28 protein-coding genes are annotated in these 25,259 nt (G+C 56.5%); 16 read left to right on the plus strand and 12 right to left on the minus strand.

What is annotated here, in order from left to right; genetic code table 11:
* Position 1: 1 nt before the first annotated feature.
* From FEE96_RS01740 to FEE96_RS01750, 3 genes are all read left to right on the plus strand, one after another.
* Positions 2-451 (plus strand): YtoQ family protein, encoded by a 450-nt coding sequence (locus FEE96_RS01740; protein WP_138161267.1) that lies wholly within the window; start codon positions 2-4, stop codon positions 449-451.
* Positions 448-972 carry a GNAT family N-acetyltransferase gene (locus FEE96_RS01745; RefSeq protein WP_138161268.1) on the plus strand — a complete coding sequence of 175 codons (525 nt, stop codon included), beginning with the start codon at positions 448-450 and terminating at the stop codon, positions 970-972. Before FEE96_RS01740 ends, FEE96_RS01745 begins: the two co-directional genes overlap by 4 nt.
* A 123-nt stretch (positions 973-1,095) precedes the next feature.
* Positions 1,096-1,548 (plus strand): hypothetical protein, encoded by a 453-nt coding sequence (locus FEE96_RS01750; RefSeq protein ID WP_138161269.1) that lies wholly within the window; start codon positions 1,096-1,098, stop codon positions 1,546-1,548.
* Positions 1,549-1,661: 113 nt separating this feature from the next.
* Here FEE96_RS01750 and FEE96_RS01755 read toward each other — a convergent pair whose 3' ends face one another.
* Together FEE96_RS01755 and ald are read right to left on the minus strand one after the other, a co-directional pair.
* Entirely contained in the window at positions 1,662-2,468 is an 807-nt protein-coding gene (locus FEE96_RS01755) for a mechanosensitive ion channel family protein (RefSeq protein ID WP_138161270.1), read from the minus strand.
* 203 nt (positions 2,469-2,671) lie between these two features.
* Positions 2,672-3,790 (minus strand): alanine dehydrogenase, encoded by a 1,119-nt coding sequence (ald, locus tag FEE96_RS01760; protein WP_138161271.1) that lies wholly within the window; start codon positions 3,788-3,790, stop codon positions 2,672-2,674.
* Positions 3,791-3,926: 136 nt separating this feature from the next.
* Here ald and FEE96_RS01765 point away from each other — a divergent pair, with 136 nt between their 5' ends.
* From FEE96_RS01765 to FEE96_RS01780, 4 genes are all read left to right on the plus strand, one after another.
* Positions 3,927-4,385 (plus strand): Lrp/AsnC family transcriptional regulator, encoded by a 459-nt coding sequence (locus FEE96_RS01765; RefSeq protein ID WP_138161272.1) that lies wholly within the window; start codon positions 3,927-3,929, stop codon positions 4,383-4,385.
* 106 nt (positions 4,386-4,491) lie between these two features.
* Positions 4,492-6,078: a GMC family oxidoreductase gene (locus FEE96_RS01770; RefSeq protein WP_138161273.1), complete on the plus strand. Its 1,587-nt coding sequence runs from the start codon at positions 4,492-4,494 to the stop codon at positions 6,076-6,078.
* 252 nt (positions 6,079-6,330) lie between these two features.
* On the plus strand, positions 6,331-7,191 hold the full coding sequence (ppk2, locus tag FEE96_RS01775; RefSeq protein ID WP_157021853.1) for a polyphosphate kinase 2: 861 nt from the start codon (positions 6,331-6,333) through the stop codon (positions 7,189-7,191).
* Between the two features lie 80 nt (positions 7,192-7,271).
* On the plus strand, positions 7,272-8,429 hold the full coding sequence (locus FEE96_RS01780; protein ID WP_138161275.1) for a cytochrome P450: 1,158 nt from the start codon (positions 7,272-7,274) through the stop codon (positions 8,427-8,429).
* Between the two features lie 16 nt (positions 8,430-8,445).
* On the opposite strand, the gene FEE96_RS01785 is transcribed toward FEE96_RS01780, so the two are convergent.
* Complete coding sequence (locus tag FEE96_RS01785; protein WP_138161276.1) at positions 8,446-9,699, minus strand: caspase family protein; 1,254 nt, start codon at positions 9,697-9,699, stop codon at positions 8,446-8,448.
* A gap of 663 nt (positions 9,700-10,362) precedes the next feature.
* Between FEE96_RS01785 and FEE96_RS01790 the strand changes: the two genes are divergently transcribed.
* Both FEE96_RS01790 and FEE96_RS01795 read left to right on the plus strand, forming a co-directional pair.
* Positions 10,363-11,064, plus strand: a complete 702-nt coding sequence (locus tag FEE96_RS01790; protein WP_138161277.1) for a COQ9 family protein — start codon at positions 10,363-10,365, stop codon at positions 11,062-11,064.
* A 199-nt stretch (positions 11,065-11,263) separates the two neighbouring features.
* The gene (locus tag FEE96_RS01795) at positions 11,264-12,250 is read left to right on the plus strand and encodes an NAD(P)H-quinone oxidoreductase (RefSeq protein ID WP_138161278.1); all 987 of its coding nucleotides are present in this window, start codon (positions 11,264-11,266) and stop codon (positions 12,248-12,250) included.
* A gap of 60 nt (positions 12,251-12,310) precedes the next feature.
* Here FEE96_RS01795 and FEE96_RS01800 read toward each other — a convergent pair whose 3' ends face one another.
* The gene (locus tag FEE96_RS01800; RefSeq protein ID WP_138161279.1) at positions 12,311-13,168 is read right to left on the minus strand and encodes a DUF2189 domain-containing protein; all 858 of its coding nucleotides are present in this window, start codon (positions 13,166-13,168) and stop codon (positions 12,311-12,313) included.
* Positions 13,169-13,477: 309 nt separating this feature from the next.
* Here FEE96_RS01800 and FEE96_RS01805 point away from each other — a divergent pair, with 309 nt between their 5' ends.
* Positions 13,478-14,065, plus strand: a complete 588-nt coding sequence (locus tag FEE96_RS01805) for a DJ-1/PfpI family protein (RefSeq protein WP_138161280.1) — start codon at positions 13,478-13,480, stop codon at positions 14,063-14,065.
* Positions 14,066-14,138: 73 nt separating this feature from the next.
* Here FEE96_RS01805 and FEE96_RS01810 read toward each other — a convergent pair whose 3' ends face one another.
* Entirely contained in the window at positions 14,139-14,786 is a 648-nt protein-coding gene (locus FEE96_RS01810) for a ribonuclease T2 family protein (RefSeq protein WP_138161281.1), read from the minus strand.
* Between the two features lie 132 nt (positions 14,787-14,918).
* Between FEE96_RS01810 and FEE96_RS01815 the strand changes: the two genes are divergently transcribed.
* Positions 14,919-15,683, plus strand: a complete 765-nt coding sequence (locus FEE96_RS01815; protein WP_138161282.1) for a DUF1013 domain-containing protein — start codon at positions 14,919-14,921, stop codon at positions 15,681-15,683.
* Positions 15,684-15,688: 5 nt separating this feature from the next.
* On the opposite strand, the gene FEE96_RS01820 is transcribed toward FEE96_RS01815, so the two are convergent.
* Together FEE96_RS01820 and FEE96_RS01825 are read right to left on the minus strand one after the other, a co-directional pair.
* Positions 15,689-15,985 carry an SDR family oxidoreductase gene (locus FEE96_RS01820; protein ID WP_138161283.1) on the minus strand — a complete coding sequence of 99 codons (297 nt, stop codon included), beginning with the start codon at positions 15,983-15,985 and terminating at the stop codon, positions 15,689-15,691.
* A 275-nt stretch (positions 15,986-16,260) separates the two neighbouring features.
* Positions 16,261-16,782, minus strand: a complete 522-nt coding sequence (locus FEE96_RS01825; RefSeq protein WP_171021581.1) for a TetR/AcrR family transcriptional regulator — start codon at positions 16,780-16,782, stop codon at positions 16,261-16,263.
* Between the two features lie 92 nt (positions 16,783-16,874).
* On the opposite strand from FEE96_RS01825, the gene FEE96_RS01830 reads away from it, so the two are divergent.
* The 3 genes from FEE96_RS01830 (at position 16,875) to FEE96_RS01840 (ending at position 19,387) form a co-directional block, all read left to right on the plus strand.
* On the plus strand, positions 16,875-17,249 hold the full coding sequence (locus FEE96_RS01830) for a hypothetical protein (RefSeq protein ID WP_138161285.1): 375 nt from the start codon (positions 16,875-16,877) through the stop codon (positions 17,247-17,249).
* Positions 17,250-17,344: 95 nt separating this feature from the next.
* Entirely contained in the window at positions 17,345-17,737 is a 393-nt protein-coding gene (locus FEE96_RS01835; protein WP_138161286.1) for a hypothetical protein, read from the plus strand.
* Positions 17,738-17,887: 150 nt separating this feature from the next.
* Positions 17,888-19,387, plus strand: a complete 1,500-nt coding sequence (locus FEE96_RS01840; protein WP_138161287.1) for an amidase — start codon at positions 17,888-17,890, stop codon at positions 19,385-19,387.
* Between the two features lie 10 nt (positions 19,388-19,397).
* Here the strand turns inward: FEE96_RS01840 and recR are convergent, their stop codons facing one another.
* The 3 genes from recR to FEE96_RS01855 all read right to left on the minus strand — a co-directional run bounded on the left by recR (position 19,398) and on the right by FEE96_RS01855 (position 21,460).
* Positions 19,398-19,997 carry a recombination mediator RecR gene (recR, locus tag FEE96_RS01845; RefSeq protein ID WP_138161288.1) on the minus strand — a complete coding sequence of 200 codons (600 nt, stop codon included), beginning with the start codon at positions 19,995-19,997 and terminating at the stop codon, positions 19,398-19,400.
* 91 nt (positions 19,998-20,088) lie between these two features.
* On the minus strand, positions 20,089-20,433 hold the full coding sequence (locus FEE96_RS01850) for a YbaB/EbfC family nucleoid-associated protein (protein ID WP_138161289.1): 345 nt from the start codon (positions 20,431-20,433) through the stop codon (positions 20,089-20,091).
* Between the two features lie 82 nt (positions 20,434-20,515).
* Complete coding sequence (locus tag FEE96_RS01855) at positions 20,516-21,460, minus strand: GlxA family transcriptional regulator (RefSeq protein ID WP_138161290.1); 945 nt, start codon at positions 21,458-21,460, stop codon at positions 20,516-20,518.
* Between the two features lie 67 nt (positions 21,461-21,527).
* Between FEE96_RS01855 and FEE96_RS01860 the strand changes: the two genes are divergently transcribed.
* On the plus strand, positions 21,528-22,073 hold the full coding sequence (locus tag FEE96_RS01860; RefSeq protein WP_138161291.1) for a cysteine hydrolase family protein: 546 nt from the start codon (positions 21,528-21,530) through the stop codon (positions 22,071-22,073).
* A gap of 27 nt (positions 22,074-22,100) precedes the next feature.
* Here FEE96_RS01860 and FEE96_RS01865 read toward each other — a convergent pair whose 3' ends face one another.
* Positions 22,101-23,897 carry a DNA polymerase III subunit gamma/tau gene (locus FEE96_RS01865; RefSeq protein ID WP_138161292.1) on the minus strand — a complete coding sequence of 599 codons (1,797 nt, stop codon included), beginning with the start codon at positions 23,895-23,897 and terminating at the stop codon, positions 22,101-22,103.
* A 189-nt stretch (positions 23,898-24,086) separates the two neighbouring features.
* Between FEE96_RS01865 and FEE96_RS01870 the strand changes: the two genes are divergently transcribed.
* A complete protein-coding gene (locus FEE96_RS01870; protein WP_138161650.1) occupies positions 24,087-24,614 on the plus strand; it encodes a protein-tyrosine phosphatase family protein in 528 nt (175 codons plus the stop codon).
* Positions 24,615-24,653: 39 nt separating this feature from the next.
* Here the strand turns inward: FEE96_RS01870 and FEE96_RS01875 are convergent, their stop codons facing one another.
* The gene (locus FEE96_RS01875) at positions 24,654-25,229 is read right to left on the minus strand and encodes a TetR/AcrR family transcriptional regulator (RefSeq protein ID WP_138161293.1); all 576 of its coding nucleotides are present in this window, start codon (positions 25,227-25,229) and stop codon (positions 24,654-24,656) included.
* Positions 25,230-25,259: the final 30 nt, after the last annotated feature.

A 25,259-nucleotide genomic window follows, 5' to 3' on the forward strand; every position in this document is an offset into this window, starting at 1 on the left:
CGTGACATTGAACGTTTATCTTTCAGGAGAAATCCACTCTGACTGGCGCGAACAGATCACAGAAGGGGCGAAGGCGCTGGATGTGAGTTTTAACAGCCCGGTCACTGATCATGATGCCAGCGATGATTGCGGCGTGGCGATATTGGGTGCTGAAGAGAACAAATATTGGCACGATCACAAAGGGGCGATGGTCAATGCGATCCGCACCCGTAAGGGGATCGAGGATGCCGATGTGGTGGTTGTGCGCTTTGGTGAAAAATACAAGCAGTGGAACGCAGCCTTTGACGCGGGATATGCCGCAGCACTGGGAAAATCGATTATCGTGTTGAACCCACCGGAGCATCAGCATGCGTTGAAAGAAGTTCATGCCGCTGCGCTTGCCGTAGCTGAAGAGCCTCGTCAGGTGGTCGAAATTCTGACCTATGTGCTTAGCGGAAAATTGCCAGCATGAGCGCGCCAATTTTAGAAACCGAACGCTTGATCCTTCGCCCACACCGGGCCGAGGATTTTGACGATGTCGCAGCCATGTGGGCTGATCCTGCTGTTGTGCAATTCATCAGCGGAGTACCTTCTACTGGCGAGGCGTCATGGTCGCGTTTGTTGCGTTACATTGGTCATTGGCATGCGCTTGATTACGGCTTTTGGGCGGTCACTGACAAGGAGACCGGTGCGTTTCTGGGAGAGGTCGGTTTTGCAGATTTCAAGAGGGAGATTAAACCATCATTAGGTGGGCATCCCGAATGCGGTTGGGTGATGGCCTCTGCAGCCCATGGCCGGGGGATTGCAACCGAAGCCGTGGCCCGCATCCATCAGTGGGCGGATGAGGTGAAGGGCTGGAAAGAGACGGTCAGTATTTTCGATCCGGATCATAAAGCGTCTCATAACGTGGCTAGAAAAAATGGCTATGAAGTGAGTGGTGAGGCTGTTTTGGGAAATCTGCCAACTCTGGTGATGCGTCGAACGAAGGATTGATCTTTTTTGACGCTCGAAGCAACCGTTCGTTAACGGGCGTCAGAATAGACTACAGCATCCGCTCACATTTGGCTTCAGGCGATGTGGTGCATTTCCTGTTGGCCTTTAGCTTTGGACAAATTGATGCAGAACCGCCGTGCTCCAATCTCGGAAATCACCCCTAAGCGAGAGGACGCAGGCCTGTTCAAAAAAGGCATTGTGAAGTTCGACATGGAACTGGTGCCTTACAAGGCCCGCACCAGTCGGGGTGATCTGGTGGTCAAAGGGTTTTTCCAGAATAACACGCAGGTTGATGTTATTTTTGCCGGTCGGCGCGCGATGGAAACAGCGCCGTTAGAGCTGTGCCTGGAGCGACTGTTTGCCCAGGCCATACGGATGGCAATCCGCTCCAATACGCAGTCGCCCAATGTGGATAACGTCCGGTTTCCGGTTCAGGTCGAAGGATCATGGCGCCCGCATTTTCTGCGTGACCTGTCCGGCTGGGAGACGCGAAGCTACCAGTTCCTAGTGGCGCAATGGACCTTTGCAGATGAAGCTGGAAATCCTGCAGAATTTGGCACGCTTCCGATTAGGTGAGCGTGGCTATGTTCGGGCATTTGGCTCATCAACAATTCTTAGAAATATAGTGCAGCACTTATTATTGTTGCCCCGACCTTGGGCCGGGGCAACAGAGTATTGATAGTCTTACCTTAGGCCTCGCGCTTGATTTCCACCTGATGGGGATAGGGGATCGAGATGCCTTTGGCGTCAAAGGCTTCCTTGACTGCTTGGGTCATGGCAAATTTCAGTTCCCAGTAATCTTCGGCCTTGCACCAGATCCGCGTAGTCAGATCCACCGAACTGTCGCCCAGGTTGGTCACACGCACCCAGGGCTCTGGGTTTTGCAGGACTCGAGTGTCGGCATTGGCCTGTGCCAAAATGATCTCTTTGGCGGTGTCGGCGTTGTCGCCGTAGTCGATGCCAAACACCAGATCAACGCGACGGGTTTCGTGGTGAGAGTAGTTGGTGATGACGGCTCCCCAGGCCTGTCCGTTGGGAATGATGATCTGTACGTTGTCGGGGGTGGTCAACTCAGTGATGAACAGGTTCAGATCTTTGACGGTGCCGGCCGTGCCGCCGATATCGACGTATTGGCCCAGCTTGTATGGGCGGAACAATACCAGCATAAATCCAGCTGCTAGATCGCTGAGTGTGCCCTGCAAGGCCAGACCAATGGCCAGTGTGGCAGCGCCCATCATGGCAACAAGGCTGGTGGCTTCGATGCCGAACAGGCCCAGGACTGCAATCAGCACAACAGCGATCAGTGCCCAGCGGATGATGCTGGCGACGAAGTTGCCTAGTGTTGGGTCAATTTCAGGAGTGGCATTGATGCGCTTGCGAATGGCGCGGCTGATCATGCCTGCGGTCATCCAACCGAGGATCAGAACGGTCAGCGCCTTGACCCCGTTCAACACAACAGGCCAGTAAGCAAAGCTCTGTTCTACAATCTGTTCCATGAAAATTTCTCCAGTTTGTCAATTTGGGGCGTCATAACGCAAAAACGCCCGCAAAGTGCAGGCTTTCCCCAACGTAAGGTTGGAATTCACTCTATTTTTCCATTCCTCGCGCGTTTGAGCAACAGGGGGAGATGAGTGTTTTTAGCTAAGAGAAAGAAAATCGGCCTTCCGCCAGGATTGGAGGAAGGCCGATGTGATGCGTTTTACTGTTTGACTGCAAGGCTGGGGGAGACGACGTCGATCCCAAGTGCTTTGCCAACTGCGTAGTAAGTCAGCTGACCAGCGTGAACGTTCAAACCGTTCAAAAGGTGTGGGTCGTCGGCACAGGCCTGACGCCAGCCTTTGTCGGCCAGTGCCAGCATGAACGGCATAGTGGCATTGCCCAGAGCGATGGTTGATGTCCGCGCAACAGCACCGGGCATGTTGGCCACACAGTAGTGCATGACGCCATCTACATTGTAGATCGGATCGCCGTGTGTTGTGGCCTTGGAGGTTTCAAAGCAACCGCCCTGATCGATGGCAACATCGACGATCGCCGCGCCGGGCTTCATTTCGGACAGCTGCGCGCGGCTGATCAGTTTTGGTGCAGCAGCACCGGGGATCAGCACCGCGCCAATGACCATGTCTGCTTGGCGGACCAGATCAAGAGTGGCACCCGCAGTGGAATACTGGTTCTTGAAGTCACGGCCAAACACGTCGTCCAGATATTTCAGGCGGTTCAACGAGCGATCCAGAACAGTGACATCAGCGCCCATGCCAGCTGCAATTTTTGCAGCGTGGGTGCCAACAACACCGCCGCCGATCACGACAACCTTGGCGGGGGCAACACCGGGGACGCCACCCATCAGAACGCCGCGGCCGCCATTGGCCTTTTGCAGGGTCCATGCGCCAACCTGTGGCGCCAGACGACCGGCGACTTCGGACATTGGGGCCAGCAGCGGCAGGCCTCCGCGATCGTCGGTGACTGTTTCATAAGCAATCGCAGTACAGCCGCTTTCCAGCAGATCGTGGGTTTGCTCGGGATCCGGGGCCAGGTGCAGGTAGGTGAACAGCAGCTGGTCAGGGCGCAGCATCTTGCGCTCGACGGCCTGTGGTTCTTTGACCTTTACGATCATGTCCGCAGTGGCAAAAATTTCTTCAGCGGTGGCGATGATATGTGCGCCAGCCGTGGTGTAATCTTCGTCGGAAAAGCCGGAGCCCATGCCGGCATCTTTCTGGATCAGCACCTGATGGCCGTGATTGACCGCTTCACGTGCAGCGTCGGGTGTCATGCCAACGCGGAATTCCTGGGGTTTAATTTCTGTGGGGCAGCCAATTTTCATGAGTTTATCCTCCTAAACTTGCCTGAATAATACGCGCCCTTTGACGCCATTTGCTGCTTTGTTGGGCGAAATAAAAACATGTCTTTCGAATATTCTTCGACTATAAGGCATATACCTAGCAAGGATCTTCGCAGAAATGTCACTTGATCAGACGGATCGCCGCATCCTCACAGTATTGCAAAAACAGGGGCGGATTTCCAATGCTGACCTGAGTGAATTGGTGAATCTATCGGCCTCGGCCTGTCACCGTCGCGTGCAACGGTTGGAGAAAGACGGCTATATTCGCGACTATGTGGCCTTGCTGGATGCCCGGAAAATGCAGGTGCCCAGCACCGTGTTTGTAGAGATTACCTTATCGGGGCAGGCGGATGAAGTGCTGGATGCGTTTGAAAAAGCGGTCGCGCGAATACCGGATGTTCTGGAATGTCATCTGATGGCAGGAACGGCGGACTACCTGCTAAAGGTGGTGGCAGAAAACACAGATGACTTTGCCCGCATTCACCGACAGTATCTGGCGCGGTTGCCGGGGGTCGCGCAGATGCAAAGCTCGTTTGCACTGAGGACGGTGTTTAAGACAACGGCATTGCCGGTCTAGGACACTGTGCGGTGTGCCATCTGACAGGAACCAATAGGGACTCAACGTCGCCTCTTTTACCGCCTCAACAGATATGCTCTGATGCCGCAAAACGTTGGGGGCAGGCATGAGCTGGGATTACATTATTGTTGGCGCGGGCAGCGCGGGTTGTGTGCTGGCCAAACGGCTGAGTGAAGCTGGGCACCGGGTACTGCTCCTGGAAGCTGGCGGAAAGGACAACTACCATTGGGTGCATATCCCGATGGGGTACCTGTACTGCATCAATAATCCCCGCACGGACTGGATGTACCGTACTGCCGAAGAACCGGGGCTGAATGGGCGCTCATTGCTGTACCCACGGGGTAAGGTGTTGGGTGGATGCTCGTCTATCAACGGCATGCTCTACCTGCGCGGGCAAGCGGCGGATTACGATGGCTGGCGTCAGCGTGGCAACACCGGCTGGGGCTGGGACGATGTGCTGCCCTACTTCAAAAAGTCCGAGGACTACGTCGAAGGCCCGTCAGAAATGCACGGCGAAGGTGGTGAGTGGCGTGTCGAGAACCAGCGCCTGCACTGGGATGTGCTGGATCACTGGTCTGAGGCTGCGCAGGACTGGGGCTTGCCACATGTCACAGATTTCAACACTGGCAACAACGAAGGCGTTGGCTATTTTCGGGTCAATCAGCGCAGCGGTTGGCGGATGAACACAGCTAAGGCGTTCTTGCGTACCTCAACTGGGGAGACGCTGAAGGTGGAAACCAAGGCCCACACCCGGCGGGTTCTGATCGAGGATGGTCGCGCGGTTGGGGTTGAGTATGAACAAGGGGGGCAGGTGAAAACCGCAAAGGCCCATGGTGAAGTGATCCTGTCGGCTGGTGCGGTGAACTCTCCGCAGATTTTACAGCTGTCGGGGCTGGGCCCAGCGGACCTGCTACGAAGCCATGGCATCGAAGTGCGGCGGGATATGCCTGCAGTGGGTGGAAACCTGCAAGATCACCTGCAACTGCGCTGCGCCTGGCGATTGACTGGTGCCAAAACACTGAACACATTGGCCAATTCGCTGTGGGGCAAGGCGAAGATTGGGCTGGAATACGCGTTGAAACGGTCGGGGCCGATGTCGATGGCGCCCAGTCAGCTGGGGGCGTTTGCGCGCTCGCGGCCTGGCTTGGAGACGCCGGATCTGGAGTATCACGTTCAACCTCTGACGTTGGAGGCCTTTGGCAAGCCGTTGCATGATTTCCCGGGATTGACGGCCAGCATATGTAATCTGCGCCCTGAGAGCCGCGGAACAGTGCAGATTATGTCTGCCAATGCCCAAGATGCGCCTCGGATTGCCCCTAACTATCTATCCACTGAAGGCGACAGGCAGGTGGCTGTGTCGGCCATTCGTCAGGTGCGGGCGATCATGGCGCAGGGGCCGATGCAACGGTACACACCAGAAGAGATTAGTCCGGGCATAGTTTCGGATGATGAGGCTGATCTGGCGCGGGCGGCGGGGGATATCGGCACCACCATTTTCCACCCAACCTGTACGGTGCACATGGGCACCGAGGAGAGCGCCCCCGTGGATCCTGAACTGCGGTTGCGCGGGGTGACTGGATTGCGGGTGGTGGATGCCTCAGTGATGCCAACCATCACCAGTGGTAACACCAATGCACCGACCATTATGATTGCTGAAAAGGCGGCGGATATGATTTTGGCAGCCGCGCGTTAGAGGATTGGGTCGATTTCACCAGTGGAATGAAACGATTTTGTGATTTTTGGGGTCCTGAGGCCGCCAATACCGCTTTCGGGTTGAACCTTGGGTGATTTCCGGTTTCCCTAGAGGAATACTTAACACCAGCTATGTTGCAAACCCGGCAAGCCAAGTTTGTTCTTGCGTGTGTGTGATGACTCAAAGGAGCCCTCTGTGAATCGCGATGACGACAACACAACTCTGGCCTGGCTGGAAGATGAACTGCAGGACATGCTGGACGAGGGGATCGAGGTTGAGTCCGCTGAACCGATGTTGTCGATGGAGCTGCGCAAGATCTACCGCGCGCAACACCCAGAGATGCTGGACCGGCAAGTCTATTTCCGCAATCTTTTGCGGCTTCAGGCTGAGTTGATCAAGCTGCAGGATTGGGTGGTCGAGACTGGCGCCAAGGTGTTGGTGATCATGGAAGGCCGGGATGCAGCCGGAAAGGGTGGGGTAATCAAGCGGATCACGCAGCGGTTAAACCCTCGGGTGGCACGGGTGGTGGCCCTGCCCGCGCCCAGTCGGCGCGAACAGAGCCAGTGGTATTTCCAGCGGTATGTCCCTTACCTGCCATCGGGGGGCGAGATCGTGCTGTTTGACCGGTCCTGGTATAACCGGGCCGGTGTCGAACGGGTGATGGGTTTTGCTGATGATGATCAGGTCGAAACTTTCTTCAAAGATGTTCCCGAATTCGAAAGAATGCTGGTGCGGTCGAACACCATCGTGCTGAAATACTGGTTTTCAATCACTGATGAAGAGCAGCAGTTGCGGTTTATGATGCGGATTCATGATCCGATGAAGCAGTGGAAGCTGTCGCCAATGGATCTGGAGAGCCGGGTGCGTTGGGAACAGTACACCAAGGCCAAGGAAGACATGCTGGCACGAACCAATATACCCGAGGCGCCTTGGTATGTGGTTGAAGGCAATGACAAAAAACGTGAGCGATTGAATTGCATCGAGCATTTGTTGTCACAGATTCCATATAGCGATGTACCGAGCGAGAAGGTCGATTTACCGGACCGTGAGTACAACCCAAAGTATGAACGGCAGGTGCTGCCGGATGAATTATATGTGCCAAAGGTCTATTGAGACCGGCGATTGGTGCGTGCCAGCACGCACCCTACAGGAAACACAGGGGCTAGGATTTGCCGCCTGAGAAACAGGTGAAAATGTCCGAAGCCCCAGTGTATGACATCGATCCTGCCGCATTTTGGCAAGATCCATATCCTGACCTTGCCAAAATGCGGGACCTAGCGCCGCTGGTCTATGTGCCGCAGATGGATGCGACGCTGATCACCCGGCGTGATGATATTTTTGCCCAGGAAAAGAAGATCGAGGTGTTCTCGTCTGAGCAACCCGGCGGTTTGATGACGCAGCTGATGGGGCAAAATATGATGCGCCGCGATGGGGCGGATCATATGGATGAGCGGCGGGCAATCTTCCCCACGGTATCGCCAAAAACGGTGCAGAGACACTGGTTGGTGCAGTTTCGCACTGCGGCGCAGCAGATCCTGGAGCAGCTGGCAATGACCGAAGGCTGCGATCTGGTGCAGGACTATGCTCTGCCACTGTCGGCAGAGGCGTTGAAGCTGGTCACCGGGCTGACCAATATGAGCGCGATTGAAATGGACCGTGTCAGTCAGGGCATGATCGACGGCTGTGCCAATTATACAGGGGATGCGGCTGTTGAGGCCAGATGCCATGACTGTACCGCCTCCATTGATCGCCATATTGATGACTGTCCCCCGCACACTGGGGACGCGGAGGATTTGTCGCTGCTGGCGATTCAGCGCCGGGCTGGGTTGAGCGATGCACAGGTGCGGGCGAATATTAAACTGGCGATCTCGGGTGGACAGAACGAACCGCGTGATGCGATTGCGGGCACTGTCTGGGCCCTGTTGATGCACCCCGAGCAGTTGATGGATGTGAAGGCTGGGCGGGCGGGCTGGCTGCAGGCGTTTGAAGAATATGCGCGCTGGATATCGCCCATTGGGATGTCACCGCGGCAAATTGCGCAGCCCTATGAGCTGCACGGGGTGACGCTGAACGTCGGAGATCGGGTCTTTCTGATGTTTGGCTCCGGGAACCGGGACGAAAGGATTTTTGCGCAGCCAGATGTTTTCAACCTGCATCAGGACAACAGAGCAGCGATTTCATTTGGGGCCGGGCCACATTTCTGCGCCGGAGCGTGGATCTCTAAGGCGTTGATTGCCGAGGTGGCGCTGCCGATGCTGTTTGAGCGCTTCCCTAAGATCGAGTTGGCCGGGGAGGCCCGGTTTGGTGGCTGGGCTTTTCGTGGGCCTTTGCAGGTGCCGGTTCGCTGGTGACGCTTCGGTCGTCCTGTTAGCGGCACTGTAGTGCCGTTTCTCGGGATCGCAGATGCTGTACTTCCTGCCGCTCAGACGCTGATAGGGGTATCTGGCCTGCTGGTACGCCAATGCGGCAGCCGAGGTTGGAAAAGGCCTGCTGTCCGCGTGCGCTTTGGAAGCAATATCCGTTGCGGGCAAAGATGGCGTTTCGCTGCAGCCAGAGGGAGTTGCAGGTTTCTTGCGGCTGCGCGCTTCTGACACCGACAAAGCGAATCCAGTTGGAATGGGCCCAGCCCTGAGCCCCTGTTTCAGTTCTGACCCTGAACCAAACGCCATTCTGTTCGAGAACCTGTAGCCGCGTACCCTCGACCATTTTCATCAGACGGGATGCGGACGAGGTTGTGCCATTGCGCAGGGCGAGAAATCCGTCGCCGTAGGGATCAAGGCCGGCAACCTGATGGGTGAACTGACCGGTTGCGACAGGCTGTACTGGTGTTGGTGGTGGAGGCGGCGGGGTGTTTGGCACAGGTGTAATGCGCGGAGCCAGATAGATACGATCTATGAGTGAGGAATTTTCCCAAGGGATTTGCGCGCCGTTGGTCTGCTCTACAACATCGCGGCGCACCTTGCGCATGACCTCGTGCAGGTCGTCCTCTGTGGAGGGCAGATGTTTCAATAGCGCGGCGGTGAAGGGGCTGTTGCGACCTAGCCCATCCAGCGCGACGTTGCCCGGTTGGGTGGAAAACGCAACAAAAGAGCCAACCCCAGCATCGATTTTCACCAGTCCACGTGTGGCACCGCCAACTGACCGTTTTGAGGTGGTAAGGTCAAATGGGTTGTCGCGACAGGCATCAAGGATGACGATGTTGCGATCTGCCCGGCTTTCCATTTCAGCAAGGATTGTCTGCAGTTTAACGGATCTCTGCCTCAATGTTTCTTCATCGTTTCCATAGGCATCGACGGGGATCAGAAAATTTTCGGCACCGAGCTGGATGGCGTGTCCGGCAAAGTAGAACAGTGCAATATCGCCAGCGTTAAGCGACTTTTGTACGTCCTGTGTGAGCCGGAGGATTTCTGAACGGGTCAGGTCGATGCCTGAGTGAACACGAAACCCCAAAGAGCTGAGCCTTTGGGATACGTCGCGTGCATCCTGCGCAGCATTTGGCAGATCTTTGACTGTGGCGTGTTGATAGTCAGAGTTCCCAATAACCAGCGCCACCCGTTCGGTCGCATAAGATGCGCTGGCAATAAAGAGGGCGAGAATGAGTGTAAGGACGGGTTGAAACATCTTTTGCCTTCTCTGTTTATGCGAATCTCAGCGAATATCGTGACGCAGTTGGCGTGCTAAAATGAGCGGTGCGAGGCTTGGGAAAGCGGCGTCCAGTGTGATCTTGTAACGATAGACTAGGGCAAATTTGGGTTTTTGGGAATAAAGCTGGGTTTGACGGGGGCGACATTAAGATGTTTGGCAACTCGGCTCTGGGAGGTGGTCCCGAAGTGACCGCCTCCTTGATCAAATAGCTCAAGGTTTACGCAATTGGGGGACTGCGCGGTCAACTTCGGGAAGTGGCTGGAAGCCTACAAAGGCCAGCAACCCAAGCAGTTGTGACAGGGGGGTGCCATAACTGCGATGGAATCAGTTTAGCGGGTATTTTTAGAGTCTAAAACACTTTTTACGTGTATCGGCAGGGCTCCGCCGATTATTCGACACTCAGTACCAAGGTTGAACTCGTTGGAAAAATAACAAACCTCTACGGCTGTGGTTCGGGGAGATTACACCTCATCGTGAACGATCGCCAGTGTTGCCGCGAATTCTAACCTGCGTGTGGTTTTCCCATCCCTTTAGGTAGAGTTGCACGGGTCCGTGGGAAATGGCGCTATGGCAAAGCACTGTTGGTTTGTTTAGAACTGGAGCAAGTTGGTCATAAGCAGTGCATGCAGGAGACGCAGGATGAAGACCGAGCACGATGATGCGCAAAATGCCACCAAGGTGGCACTGCTGGACGCGGCTCTGATGCATGTGCCGTTTGATGGCTGGACCGAAGTGACATTTCAGGCCGCTTGCCAGGATTGTAGCGTGGATCAAGTACTGGCACAGGCGATTTTCCCGCGCGGCGCAGTTGATCTGGCGCTGGCCTATCACGCCCGTGGTGACGCTCTGATGTTGCAGCGGTTGGCAACCGAGGATCTGACGGGACTGCGGTTTCGCGATAAAATATCGGCTGCTGTTCGATTTCGGCTGGAAGTTGTGGACGACAAAGAGGCCGTGAGACGGGGTACGACCCTGTTGACACTGCCGCAATATGCGGGCGATGGGGCACGAGCGATTTGGGGTACGGTTGATGCGATCTGGACGGCGCTGGGCGACGGGTCGGATGACATCAATTGGTACACCAAGCGAGCGTCATTGTCGGCAGTTTACACTGCCACAGTGCTATACTGGCTGGGAGACGACAGTTTGGAGCATCAGGCCACATGGGACTTTCTGGATCGCCGGATCGACAACGTCATGCAGTTTGAGAAGTTGAAGGCGCAGGTGCAGGCGAACCCGCTGCTAAAACCGTTTCTAGCCGGACCGAATTGGTTGGCTGATCAGATCAAGCGCCCCGTTGGGCGAGACGATTTGCCAGGGTCCCTGACCCCGCGCCGCTGATTTCTAGCCCTTACCTCTGATCTGACAGGGGCTCCCGCCCGGTGTCGGATATTGCCTTATCCTCCTCCCGTTGGGCCTGGCGCCGCGCATGCGCGGCGCAACTGTGCGTAACGTTTGCCATGTCATGCTACGGTTGAGGGATCAGCGTTTGCAGACCTGCGCTGGGGTGTTAGGCATAGGGCAAAGGAAAGGACCCCTGATGACCCAAGTGATGCGTGCTGTTGAGATTTCCACCCCTGGTGGCCCCGATGTATTGAAGCTGACGGAGCGACCCGTGCCAGAGCCGGGTCATGGACAGCTGGTGATCAAGGTGGCCTATGCCGGGGTCAACCGACCGGATGCGTTGCAACGGGCGGGGGCCTATGCACCGCCTCCGGGCGCCAGTGATCTGCCAGGGCTTGAAGCGTCGGGCGAGGTGGTCGCTGTTGGGGCCGGGGTCAGTGAATATGCGCTGGGCGATCTGGTTTGCGGGCTGTTGCCCGGTGGCGGCTACGCCGAATATGTTGCGACGCCAGCGGCGCACTGTCTGCCGGTGCCTAAAGGGCTGGACCTAAAGCAGGCGGCCTGCCTGCCGGAAACCTTTTTCACTGTCTGGTCGAATGTGTTCAGTCGAGGTGGTTTGCAGGCTGGTGAGCGGTTTTTGGTGCATGGCGGATCGAGCGGCATTGGTACAACTGCGATTCAGCTGGCAAACGTGCTGGGCGCGCGGGTGTTTACCACGGCTGGGTCGGATGAGAAGTGCCAGGCCTGTCTGGATCTTGGGGCGGAGCGGGCGATTAATTACCGCGATGAAGATTTTGTCGAAGTGCTCCGCGCTGAAGGGGGGGCTGACCTGATTTTGGATATGGTGGGCGGCGATTACATCCCACGCAACATCAAGACGCTGGCCAATGACGGAAGCCTTGTTCAGATCGCGTTCCTGACCGGACCCAAGGTGGAGCTGAACTTTGCCCAGATCATGATGCGGCGGTTGACGGTTACGGGATCAACTCTGCGCCCGCAAAGCGATTTGGCCAAGGCGCGGATTGCGGATGATCTGCGTGAAGTGGTTTGGCCTCTGATCGAAGCGGGGCGGGTTGCGCCGGTGATGGACAGTGAGTTTGCATTGGAAGAGGCCGCATCGGCACATACCCGAATGGAAAGCTCGGGGCATATTGGTAAGATTGTGCTGAAAGTGGCGGGGTAATACAGTAGTGAAACTGTGGATTTTGGCCACTGGGATGTGGCCAAAATCTGTAAGCAGATGTTACTCCACCGCGCGGCGGTACAGGTGCCAGGTGGCATGGCCAAAGATGGGCACTACAACAACCAAACCTAACAGGAATGGAATTGCTGCGATCACCAGGCTGGTGCCGATCAGTGCGCCCCACGTCAGGGTCACAACGGGGCTGGCGCGCAGCACTTTGATCGAGGTGACGACGGCAACTGGCAGGCCCACGTGACGGTCCAGTAACAGCGAGAATGACACCACGCTGATGGCGAGGGCAGCCAGTGCAAATAGCGCGCCAAGACCGCTGCCGAAGATGATCATCACCCAGCCAGCAGACGTGGTGAAGGTTGCGGAGATAAAGGTACCAAGTGAGGCGGGAGGCTCTGGCCCGAGGGTCCATGCGTAGACAGAATTGGCGCAGATCAACCAGACAAAGAACAATGCCGCAAGATAGATGCCGAGCATCAGAATGGCGCCAAAGGACGGCGAGCGGATGACGTCAAAGGCATCGCCCCATTTTGGTTCAAAACCGGCTTCGCGGCGGCTGGACATTTCATACAGTCCGACAGCGGCCAGCGGGCCAATCAGGGCAAATCCCATGATCATCGGCACCAAAAGCGGCAAAAGGTTCATCGAGAATCCCATTACCACCATGACCAACCCGATCAGCGGATAGAACAACACCAGAAACATCGCATCACTGCGGCAAGCGGCAAAATCATCGACCCCCGCCTTAAGCGCATATTTCAGGTCGGCCATCGTCAACTCTCGGACACGCGGCATTGCACGGCTGTCTTCGCTCCCCATCTGTTCGACCGAGGCAGCGATATGGTGGCTGGTGGTTTCGGTGTGTTGGAACAGCCAACTGAGAGGGTTTCCAATCGTTTTTGCCATGAGCGGGCTCCTTTCACTATCCATGACGGAGGGTGCCGTCTGGGCAGTCACCGGGCGCGGCACTTAAGTTTAAGTATAGCATAAAAGGCCCGCATTTCCTTTGTCGGTTGGGTTCCGTGCCGCTTTCCACTGATTTTACAGAGAAATTTGGCCCAATTCGTAAGCGAATTAAGTTGGAAAACAGACAGTTCCAGCTGGCTCATTTGGTGGGATGTGCCGATTCTGCGTTTAGCTTTGTCAATGGAGTGGTTGATTGCAAAGCAAGATTGTTCCCGTTATGTTCCTGCAGGTAGTCTTAGGAATGACAAAATGACAAAGATAGCTATGGTCGTCACCTCTGGGTTTGCGGATTGGGAATACGCTTTGATTGCTGGAATCGGCGGGCCGTTCTATGGGCTTGAGATCCAGTATTTTTCACCTGAAGTGGGGCAAATACGCTCTCAGGGAGGTCTTGTGACGATGATTTCACAAGGGATGAAGCAGCTTTCGGAGTGGCAGCCTGCTGTCATCGTTGTTGTTGGTGGCACCATTTGGGAGAGTGCAGGAGCGCCTGATATCAGCGCATACCTGCGGGATCGTCACGCACAGGGGGCGACAGTTGCGGGCATCTGCGGTGGGACATTGGCACTCGCCCGTGCTGGCCTGTTGAATGCGGTGGAGCATACCTCGAACAATGCGGAGTTTTTGGCGCAGCATGCGGAAAACTATGCCGGATCAGGGTTGTTCCGTGGGGGTGCTACAGCGGTCTCGATGGGGCGGGTTATTTCCGCACCAGGAACTGCACCCGTTAGCTTTACTGCGGCAGTTTTTGAAGCTGCCGGAGTGGCGCAAGAAACCGTAGAGCAATTCAAGGGTATGATGGCGGCGGAACATGTTGAAGCATTCAGCGGCGCATAAGCTGGGATGTAATGCCAAGGACCCGAAGTGCGCGAGACAGAAATGACTCGCGCATGGAATGGCCTATGTGGGGCTAGCGTACCGGTGTAAAGCGCGCATTTTTCAGCCCACATTCCTGGATCACATCACGACCACAGGGCACAGGCGACAATGTGCGCGAGAGGCAGATGCGGACCTCTTGGATATAACCATCGCGACAGGTGACGCTTAGCATGTCCTTGTCCAGTTCCGGGTTGGCTTTTAAAAACGCCTCCTCGATCAGTGAGGCGGGTAGGGTGACTTCCTTTTCCAGTTTGCGGAATATGGCTGGGCGTTCTACGCGGCTGTAAGCTTCACGCATCAGGTCGTAATACTGTTGGGCTTGCAGGCCTGCGCAGGTGCCGTGCTTTTTCCACTGGTGCCAGGCTAGGCCGGGGCTTCCCATCAGTTCGGTCATTTCGCCGCTCATCCGACGCGACGGAGGCGCGACAGAGGTGGGACAATAACTGGGCCAGCCGCGATGAAATTGCGGCCACAACCCGTGCAGGGTCCAGCCATAGTCGTGGCGATCATCACATTGGTCAGAATCACGGGCGTCACCTTCCAGCGCACACCAATTGGGCGACCAGCTCAGCGCGAGGACGTAATAGTCGAATACTCCGGCTTTTTCACCATCGGCCTGTGCTACTCCGGAACCTAGGGCCCAAAGGGCCAATCCAACTGTCAAAATCATCCTGCGCATTCGGCTCTTCCCAAATTGAAATATCGCGACTATATAGGGTTCAAATTCCCCGACAATGGAAACCAGACCCCAAAGACGGGGCAGCCTATTTTCAGGCGGCGGGGAAGATGTGTTGTAAATGGAGATGAGCACATGGCAAAACCGTTGATGGCCAAAGCAACCGCTGTGTGGCTGGTGGACAATACCACCATCAGCTTTAAACAGATTGCGGACTTTGTTGGCCTGCATGAGCTGGAAGTACAGGGTATCGCTGACGGCGATGTGGCCCAGGGCGTTAAGGGTTTTGACCCGGTTGCCAACAATCAGCTGACTCAGGAAGAGATCACAGCAGCAGAGGGTAACCCGCTGCACAAGCTGAAGCTCAAAATCTATGCCGCTGCTGCAGGTGAAGAAAAGCGCCGTGGGCCGCGGTACACACCGCTGTCCAAGCGTCAGGACCGCCCGGCGTCGATCTATTGGTTGGTCAAGTTCCACCCGGAGCTGGCAGATAGCCAGATTTCCAAGCTGGTGGGCACCACAAAGCCGACGATTCAGGCCATCCGTGAGCGCACCCACTGGAACATCGCCAATATCCAGCCGATCGATCCAGTGGCTTTGGGTCTGTGTAAACAGTCCGAGCTGGATCAGGCGGTGCAGAAAGCAGCTGCTAAAAAGGCTGCCGAAGGCGGCGTGATGAGTGATGACGAGCGTCGCAAACTGGTCAGCACCGAGCAGTCGCTGGGTATGGAAGCTGAGCCAAAAATTCCTGGCAGCATCGAAGGTCTTGAGACCTTTACTCTGGGCGGGGGTGATGAAAATCAGCGTTCAGAAGAAGAGCCGGTCGCAGATGCAGATAGCTTCTTCAACCTGCCCGCTGGTGGCGGCGATGATGATGAAGAGGACGATCAGAAGGCTTAAGCGGCCTATCTTTCATTCGATACAGTCAAACGGCGGCCTTTTGGTCGCCGTTTTGCATTTGTTTCCGTTCCTGAGCAGTAGTGACTTGGTTGTCGCCCCAGATGTGAGGTCAAGCGGATGGCGACTTCGGCGATATCATTGATGACGATGATGGGCTCCTGAACCTGTCCTGCAGGCAGAGTAATCGCGCCCTGAAGGACCGGACCATGCGGGTGGCCTTCACTAAAATTCTGCGCGAACCGTGAAGACCGTATCAGCGTGAAGTCGATGCCGCAGTTGCGCAGGATGTCTTTGCAGGTCATGGCATGGCTTTCGCCCCGGCCTGACAGCAGGACCAAGCGATCGACACCGGCATTTGAGGCGGCCTCGGTCAGGGTTTTGATTTTCTCGGCGGCTCCGGGAAATGCCAGATCCGGGAATTAGTCTGTTCAGCGGTGCGTTGTAGGCCTTTTGGAACTCAGAAGGCTTGTTTCATTTGAGAAGGCGGCTGTTGCGCAAAGTGATTGGCGCACTTCCACCGTGCCGGGAGTGTTGCCTATAAAGCGTGGGCCGTGATGATCTCTTACAAAACTATCGGCTATAGATTGAGTTCAATCGCCGACAGGTAGGCCGCTTTGACATAGTGATCAACCGACGTTGGGACCTCTGCGTGGGGCAAGTAGAGTTTCACCGCGGCCAGAGGGAACCCAATAATACCATGCATGCAGGCTTGATGGCTGAGGTTTTCACGCGCGGCGAAGGTTTCGAGCCTGTGTTTCATATTTGCATTCTCTTCTTCAGTAGCTGCGAGCAGCTCTTGAGGCGCGTTTTCAGCCATCATGGTTTCGCGGCGACCCAGGCATAGGATGATCGCTTTGTCCCGGTGCTGCCTTGAAAAGCGCGGCGTGGCCATGGCAGCAAGCTCTCCCGCCTCGCGCCCAGGGGTATCCAACGCGGCTAAGAATTCCGTGTGAAATGATCGCAGGGCATCAACCCAAGCCGCTGCGAGCACACCTTCGCGGGATTGATAGCGGTGATAGAGCGATCCAATTGAGATGCCAGTTTCAACCGCCAGATCCTGAATGCGGAACCCGACGCCACTGCCGACCTGATTGCTCACGGCAGAAAACACTTTTTGATCTGAAAATGTTGACTTTCTCCCCATAAGACAAATTATAGTAGAAAAATGATTCTAGTAAAGGCCGAAAACTTATGCTCATGATGTTTACCAGCCTCGCGGCTGCTGCTTCAGTTGTGACGTTTCTTGTGCATACCTTTGTTGGGGGGCGGCGCGTTGCTGCGCCTTTACTGGTGGATCGATCCCTGCCGAAACCATCGAAATGGCTCAACTACTATTGCTGGCATGTCACGACGGTTCTGATTGCGTTTATGGTGGGCGGCTTTCTGTGGCTTGCGTTCGATCCACACTTGCCCTCGCTGGTGTTTCTCGGCGCTTTGGCTTTTGCGCTTTCGGTATTAAGTGCTGCTGTTGCGCTGAAGGCCGGGATCGGACCGCTGCGATTTCCCTCAACATCGCTCTTCGCTGCGATTGCCATCATCTGCATGGCGGCCGGACTGTTTATGTGAGCTTGGCCAGCTGATCAGGTGCATCCATCAGTTTTTGCAAGAAACAGACTGCTGGGACGTTAAGCCCGCGCCGGTTTGAAATGAGGAGAGTACAAATGCATAAGTGGGTGCTGTTTGGCATTGGCGTGATCTATGCCCTGAATGCGCTGGTCATGTGGGTCCTGCCAGAGTGGTGGTACGTCGCCGTACCCGGAATCACCATGATGGGGCCGTTCAATCTTCATTTTGTGCGCGACATCGGATTGGTTTATCTCGTGTCTGGTCTGGGCTTGATTTATGGAATTCGAACACCCGAGGTCGCAGTGTTCGGCTGTCTTTGGCCAGCTCTACACGCGTTGTTTCACGCGTGGATATTTTTCCAACGCGGGATGCCCGTTGATCTCGTAGCGGCAACCAACCTTGTCCTTATCCAACTGCCTGCTTGGCTTAGCTTATGGAGTGCATGGTCGCTAATAGCTGTCCTGAAAAACCGTCCGCACAAGTCTTGAAGACGAGGATGACGACAACTCAATACGGGCGTCGATCCTCTTACAATGCTTGCAACGATGCAGCCTAGTGATGGTTTTACGTTTTGGCGGTTGTTTTAACGGCCCGGCCATTTAACTTGAAACAGAATTTGAAAATTCTGGAGTTTGAAAATGTTGAGCCGCCGTGCATTTTTAGCGTCTTCGGGCGCTGCTGCTACAGTTGTCGCTGTACCTGGAATTTCTCAGGCGCGTCGTCAGTTGGATGACCCATTCATTGCCTATGATGCAGTGGGAATGGCGGAACTGGTTAAATCCGGAGACGTTACTGCCGCTGAGTTAGCTGAAGTGGTGATCCGGCGGGCTGAGGTGTTGAACCCGGCGTTGAATTTTATGGCCACTCCAACTTTTGACCGGGCCAGAGAGAACGCGACCAAGATGTCGCGTGAAACACGGTTTGCCGGTGTCCCCGTCTTGGTCAAGGATATGGTGGATGTTGGTGGTGTGCGGCGCACTGATGGGTCGCGGTTCTTGGCGTCGAATGTGCCGGTGCAGTCCGTGGCCTATACTGCTGCGCTAGAATCTTCGGGACTGAATATTATTGGGACTACCGTGGTCCCGGAATTTGCCAATGGGCTCGATAGCGAGCTGTATGGCACAGCGCGTAATCCCTGGGACTTGGAGTATTCCTGCGTTGCGTCCAGTTCGGGCTCTGCCTGTGCGGTGGCAGCAGGCATTGTTCCGTTGGCACATGGAACTGACGGTGGCGGCAGCAACAGATTGCCAACCAGCGCCTGTAATCTGTTTGGGTTCAAACCCAGCCGGGGGCGGATGTTGTCGGGGGAAACCTATGGCGGCCATGACGTGTTCAAGACCAATGGTCCAATTTCACGTACTGTTCGCGACGCTGCCGCCTTGATGGAAGTGTGCGAAGACCCCAAAGGGGAGCTTGCACCGATGGGGTTTGTTGAAGGCCCATCATCGCGGCGCCTGCGCATTGCTTATACCCGGCAAGGGGCCAGTGGATTTGCTCCGCCTGTCGAGTCGGTTACTGCAGTTCAGGACAATGCTGTGGCCTTACTGCAGGGCCTAGGCCACGACGTGGTAGAAATCGCCCACCCGATCAATGGTGAGGAATACGCCGAGAAGTTTCGCTGGGCCTTTTTACCCAAGTTTGCGCCAATGCTGGAACGCGCCATGCAGATCAGTGGACGAGGGCCGTTGGAGACTGGTTTGTTGTCCCATATGGCTGCAACCATGATGGTCGAAGGGTTGAGCTATACGCCTGATCAGATTGCGCAGGGGCTGGCCTATTTTGAGAGTATGGCGGGCACCTATGCCGATGTCTTTGGCGAGTTTGATGTGATCTTTAGCGCAACGTCACCGGTGGAAACGCCGCAGTACGGAGCCATCCGTCATCAGGATGATTTTGCCCACAAAGGTGTAGATCTGGAACATATCCTGAGCATGACCTCGCCGGTGAATGCAGTTGGGGATTGCGCAATGAATGTTCCGTTGGGATTTTCCGCTGAGACAGGAATGCCTGTGGGGTCAATGTTCCATGCCCCGATGGGTCACGATGCGCTGTTGTTGCAGTTGGCGTACGAGCTGGAGCAGGCGCAGCCATGGGCTGATCAATGGGCACCGTTCTCAGCGAAACATATTCCGACCTGATAAGGCTGGTTCAGATTTCTTTGCGCGCGCGCATGGCGGCGGTGATGGTGCCGTCGTCCAGATAGTCCAGCTCGCCACCAATTGGCACACCCTGCGCCAGCGTGGTCAGCTTGACCTGATCCTGCAACTGGTCGGCGATGTAATGGGCTGTGGTCTGGCCGTCGATGGTGGCGTTCAGGGCCAGAATGACTTCGCTGATGGCCTCGGCTGTGACCCGGTCCACCAAACGCGGGATGCGCAACTCTTCCGGGCCGATGGCGTCCAGTGCCGATAGGGTGCCGCCCAGCACGTGATAGCGGCCTTTGAACACGCCCGCGCGCTCCATCGCCCAGAGGTCGCCAACATCCTCGACCACACAAAGTTCGCCATTGGCGCGCCGGTCATCTGTGCAGATATCGCAGATTTCACTGGTGCCGACATTGCCGCAGTTCAGGCACTCGCGGGCGCTGAGCGCGACCTCGCTCATCGAATCAGCCAGCGGGGTCAGCAACAGGGCGCGTTTGCGGATCAGGTGCAGAACTGCACGCCGGGCCGAGCGTGGCCCAAGCCCTGGCAGCTTGGCCATCAGAGCAATCAAAACCTCGATTTCGTCGGTAGAATTTCTGATCATGATTTGGCCTTTGCAATGCTCGTTATATAGACCCGAGCAGATGACCAAGGGCAAGGGCGGGCAGTCCGCCTTTGCCAAGTTGGAAGCGGGATCAGAACGGCAGTTTGACGTCCTTGGGCAGGCCCATGCTTTCGGTCAGCTGCGTCATTTCTTCTTTAGCTTTTTCCGAGGCTTTGGCCTGCGCGTCTTTGATCGCAGCAAGGATCAGGTCCTCGACCACTTCTTTATCGTCACCGTTAAAGATAGAGGGATCGATATCCAGAGCCTTGAGGTCGCCCTTGGCGCTGGCTGTTGCCTTGACCAGGCCAGCACCGGATTCACCAACAACCATGACATTGTGCAATTCGTCCTGCATCTGAGCCATTTTGGTTTGCAGTTCCTGTGCGGATTTCATCATCTTGGCCATATCACCAAGACCGCCGAGGCCTTTGAGCATCTGTTTTCTCCTGTAGAATGGGTATGAACGCTAAATACGGTCGCTGTAGCCACCATACAAGGGGAAAGCGGTGGCCATTCCATTATGGATGGTGCTGAGGCTGGATATGGAACCGACGTCGATAGGTTCCGGGGCTTAGGCCTGTGCGGGCTTTGAACACGCGCGAAAAAGCCGACAGGTCTTGGTAACCGACATTCCAGGCAATTTCACTGACGCTTTCGCCGCCCCGTTCCAGAGCCGCCCGTGCTTTTTCGATTCGCAGGGCCTGCAGGTAGGTGGCCGGGGGATACCCTGTGGCGGACTGAAACCGGCGCATGAAAGTGCGCAGAGACATGCCTGCCAGCACTGCCAGTTGTTCGGTTTGCATTTGGTCTTGAACCTGCCGTTCCATATGGCGTTGCACTGTCAGGATCTGCGCATCGCCATGGCTGCGGTTGGGGCGAAAGCTGGAATAGTGCCGCTGCTCGCGTCCCGCTGGGTCGATCAGAAGGTGACGCGCCAGCCGTGACACTGCATCGCTGCCGTACCACCGCCCTGTCAGGTATAGCCCGAGATCCAGCCAGGCCATTAGCCCTCCTGCGGTGATGACGTCATGATCGTCGATCAGAATGTGTTCTGGACGCAGGTCAACTTTGGGAAAAGCGGCTCTAAATCGGTCTTCGAGGGCCCAGTGCGTGGTGGCCGGGCGCGCGGTCAGCAAGTCGGCGTGGCCCAACCAAAAGGCACCGGCACAGACGGAACAGGCCAGTGCGCCAGCGTGATGTTGCGTGACGGCCCAGTCCAGGAGTTGCGGTGCTTCGGTGCCCTGACTGTTATCAATTGAGGGCGGAAAGACAAAAGCGTCGCAGGGGCTGGGGGCAGGGTCGGCTGCGCTGATAATGCGGACTTCAGGTCCTGATTGGTCGTCGTGCAAACGCGGGAGCAGCGCGAACATATCCGCCAACCCCCAAAGGGCAGAGCGTTGGACACCGGGATAGTCTACCAGCGCAAGGATGGGGTTTGGCGTGTTCGGCACAAAACTTGTCATATCTGCCAATCGTCCCACTGGTCAACCCGGTCCAGAAAGGAGGAGTAACCGCATCAAGGAGAGAACGATGCCCAAGACAGCGCTGATAATTGTGGATATCCAGAATGACTATTTTGAAGGTGGCGATTGGACGCTGCATCAGATGGAGCGCGTTTCAGCCAATGCCGCTACCCTACTGGCTGATGCGCGCAAGCAGGGCCATTTGGTGCTTCACATTCGACATGAGAATGCCTCACCCGAAGCACCGTTTTTCCGGCCGGGAACTGCAGGTGCCGAGATCCATGTGTCGGTGGCCCCGAAAACGGGCGAACCCGTGTTGACCAAAGCGCGCGCCAACAGTTTCTACGAAACAGGGTTGCTAGACTTGTTGCGCGAGGCTGAGGTCGAAGCGGTGACCATTTGCGGCGCGATGAGTCAGATGTGCATCGATGCCACTGCGCGGGCGGCGTCTGATTTTGGCTTCCAGGTCACAGTGGTCGAAGATGCCTGCGGAGCCAAGGAAATGGGGTTTGATGGTGTGGAGCTGAGCGCGGTACAGGTTCACGCTGCCTTTATGGCACCGCTGGCAATGGGCTACGCCAAAGTGGTGAAAACGGATGATGTCATCGTTTGATGGCTTGCCTGAGGGGGCGGTTGAAAATCAGCCGTCCTCGAACGGATCCCATTCGTCCTCGACCTCAGGCAGCGCATCGGCGGCGATTTCGGCCTGCAGTTCCTCTGCGGTACGAATACGAGTGATCTTGGCTTTGGGGAATTTTTCCAAAACGGCCTGCACCAGCGGGTGGGAGGTTGCCTCGGCGCGCAGAGCGTTTTCGGCTGCGTCGCTTTTTTCCGCGATGGTTTGGGCATCGCCGCCTGATGTAATCACAACGGCCCAGCGACTGCCGGTCCAGTTTTGGAGGCTTGATCCCAGTCGGGAGGCCAGACTGGCCGGGGCACTGTCGGATGGGGTGAACTCGATCCGTCCGGGTTGATAGGATACCAGCCGCACACCGGTTTCCACTTCTACCAATAGCTTTACATCGCGATTGGTGCGGATCAGTTCGACCACATGTTCAAAGCTGGGGTAGCGGGCCAGTGCGGCATCCGCTTGCGGGGCAAGGGCCAGCGTTGTGCCGTTGCCGCCGGACGCAACGGGGCCACCGGCGCCGGATGGGGCGTTGGAATATGCGCTCCCTTGGGCGGCGCCGCCACCGATTGCCATACCACCGCCAGGCCCAGATGGTGGGGCGGCCGGAGGTGGCGGCGGCATATCTTGCAACTTGCGGATCAGTTCTTCGGGGCTGGGCAGATCAGCGACATGGGTCAGGCGGATCACTGCCATTTCAGCCGCCATCATGGCGTTGGGCGCAGCGGAGACTTCCTCGAGCGCCTTGAGCAGCATTTGCCACATGCGGGTCAGCACCCGCATCGGCAGGGCTTCGGCCATTTTGCTACCGCGCGCGCGTTCATCTGGTGAAATCGTTGGGTCTTCGGCAGCATCCGGAGTGATCTTCACTACCGATACCCAGTGGGTGATTTCGGCGAGATCGCGTAACACTGCCAGCGGGTCGGCACCCTCGGCGTACTGCGAGCCCAATTCCGTCAGGGCAGCAGCCGCATCGCCGCGCAGGATCATGTCGATCAGGTCCAGCACCCGACCTCGGTCGGCGAGGCCCAACATGGCGCGCACTTGGTCGGCGCTGGTTTCGCCTGCGCCATGAGAAATCGCCTGATCTAGCAAGGAGGTCGCATCGCGGGCTGAACCTTCGGCGGCACGGGTGATCAACGCCAGAGCGTCGTCAGAAATCTGCGCGCCTTCGGCATTGGCGATCTTGCTGATCAGCGCAATCATCACCTCGGGTTCGATTCGGCGCAGGTCAAAGCGTTGGCAGCGGGATAGAACTGTAACGGGAACCTTGCGGATTTCGGTGGTGGCAAAAATGAATTTCACATGCGCTGGCGGTTCTTCCAGTGTCTTCAGCAACGCGTTGAACGCGCTGGTCGACAGCATGTGAACCTCATCGATGATGTAGATCTTGTAACGGGCCGAGGCAGCGCGATAGGCGACCGAATCGATGATTTCGCGAATATCACCAACGCCGGTGCGGCTAGCAGCATCCATTTCCATCACGTCGACATGACGGCCTTCCATGATGGCGGTACAGTGTTCGCAAACACCGCAGGGTTCGGTCGTCGGGGTGCCGGTGCCATCCGGGCCGATACAGTTCATCCCCTTAGCGATAATCCGGGCCGTGGTGGTTTTACCGGTGCCGCGGATCCCGGTCATGATAAAGGCTTGGGCAATACGATCAGCCTCAAACGCGTTTTTCAGCGTCCGCACCATGGCATCCTGACCGACGAGATCGGCAAAGGTCTCGGGGCGGTATTTGCGCGCCAGAACCTGGTATTGGCTAGGTCCGGCCTCAATGCCTGCGTCGTTGGATGTGTCGCTCATATGTACTCGTGCCGGATTCGGGGTCAATCGTGTTTGGCGCAGGGTATGCAAGCCTGCCGGTTTCGTCCACCGCTGTTGCGGCTCTGCGGGCTGCTTGGTGAATTTGTTTTGGTACAAATGGTTGGTCGGGCTACAGTTGGGCGCAGTGTCTTCGATAGGCATGCGGTGATGGCAGTGGCAGGAGAGGCGATGCTGGGCGAGGAAAGCAATCAGGACGGCAGCAGTTTGGTGATCCACGCCCTGTCGGTGGCGGATGGTATTCTGGCGCTCTGCCCATTGCCCGGTGCTGGTGGCGATTATTGTGGTGATCTGGAGCATATTCACGACTGGAAGCCGGGGATTGTGATCTCAATGACCACCGAGGCCGAACACGTTGCCGTGGGTGGGGGCACATTGGGCACGGACATTCAGAGCATGGCCAGTCGTTGGGTGCACTTGCCGGTGCCCGATTTCGGCACGCCATCCGCCAAAGTTCTGTCGAAATGGCCAGCCGCCAGCCATATGGCGCGTAAGGCATTGGTCGGGGGTGGCCGGGTTCTGGTGCATTGCCGAGGCGGCTGTGGTCGGTCGGGGATGGTGGTTCTGCGGTTGATGATCGAATGTGGCGAGCGACCAGAACTGGCACTGGAGCGGTTACGAGCTGTTCGGCCCTGCGCAGTCGAGACCCCCGAACAGTTGCAATGGGCCTATGGTCGGCGAAAAGTGAAGGGGGTCTGACCGTTTCGGATCGTGCAAATGGCGGGCCCCAAGTCTACATCATAGAATCGCAGGCAAGGACCGGAGCACATCCGCACAACGGCGCATCCGTGCCAGCTGCCAGCCGCCTTGCAACAGGATATAGAACTTTTGTGCGGTTGCAGCGGCGTCCTCCTCGGCCAATCCGAGACGATGGGCGTGGTATTCGACTTCTGTAATCCAGCCCTCGAAGAGATGGGCGGCATGGCGGTGGAACTCTGCGTTGTCGGGCCCTTCGAATAGGGTCGAAGAGACCGGGCAGCCACACCATTTTCCCGCTGAATCAAACAATTCCGCCAGCTTTTGACAGAGCGTTTCTGCACCATCTTTAAAACTGACGGAGGGTTCAAAAGATGCGGCAACCAGTAGCAAAATTTGATCCGATGCCCAGGTCGCCGAGGCCATGGCTAGGTCAGATTTTCCATTTGGAAAATGGTGATACAGCGATCCCTTAGGGGCCTGAGCTTCGGCCAGGATCTCGGCCAGACCAACCCCGTGATATCCCCGGTTGCTAAACAAATGGGCCGCTGCACGGATCAGTCGATCTTTGGTCGGCCTGGGCTTGGCGGCTTTTTGGGGAGGGGACACATCATTCATTTTGCCACCTTGACACGCCTAGACCGATTG

It is taken from the genome of Parasedimentitalea maritima, assembly GCF_005771405.1.
GTDB classification, from domain to species: Bacteria; Pseudomonadota; Alphaproteobacteria; order Rhodobacterales; family Rhodobacteraceae; genus Parasedimentitalea; species Parasedimentitalea maritima.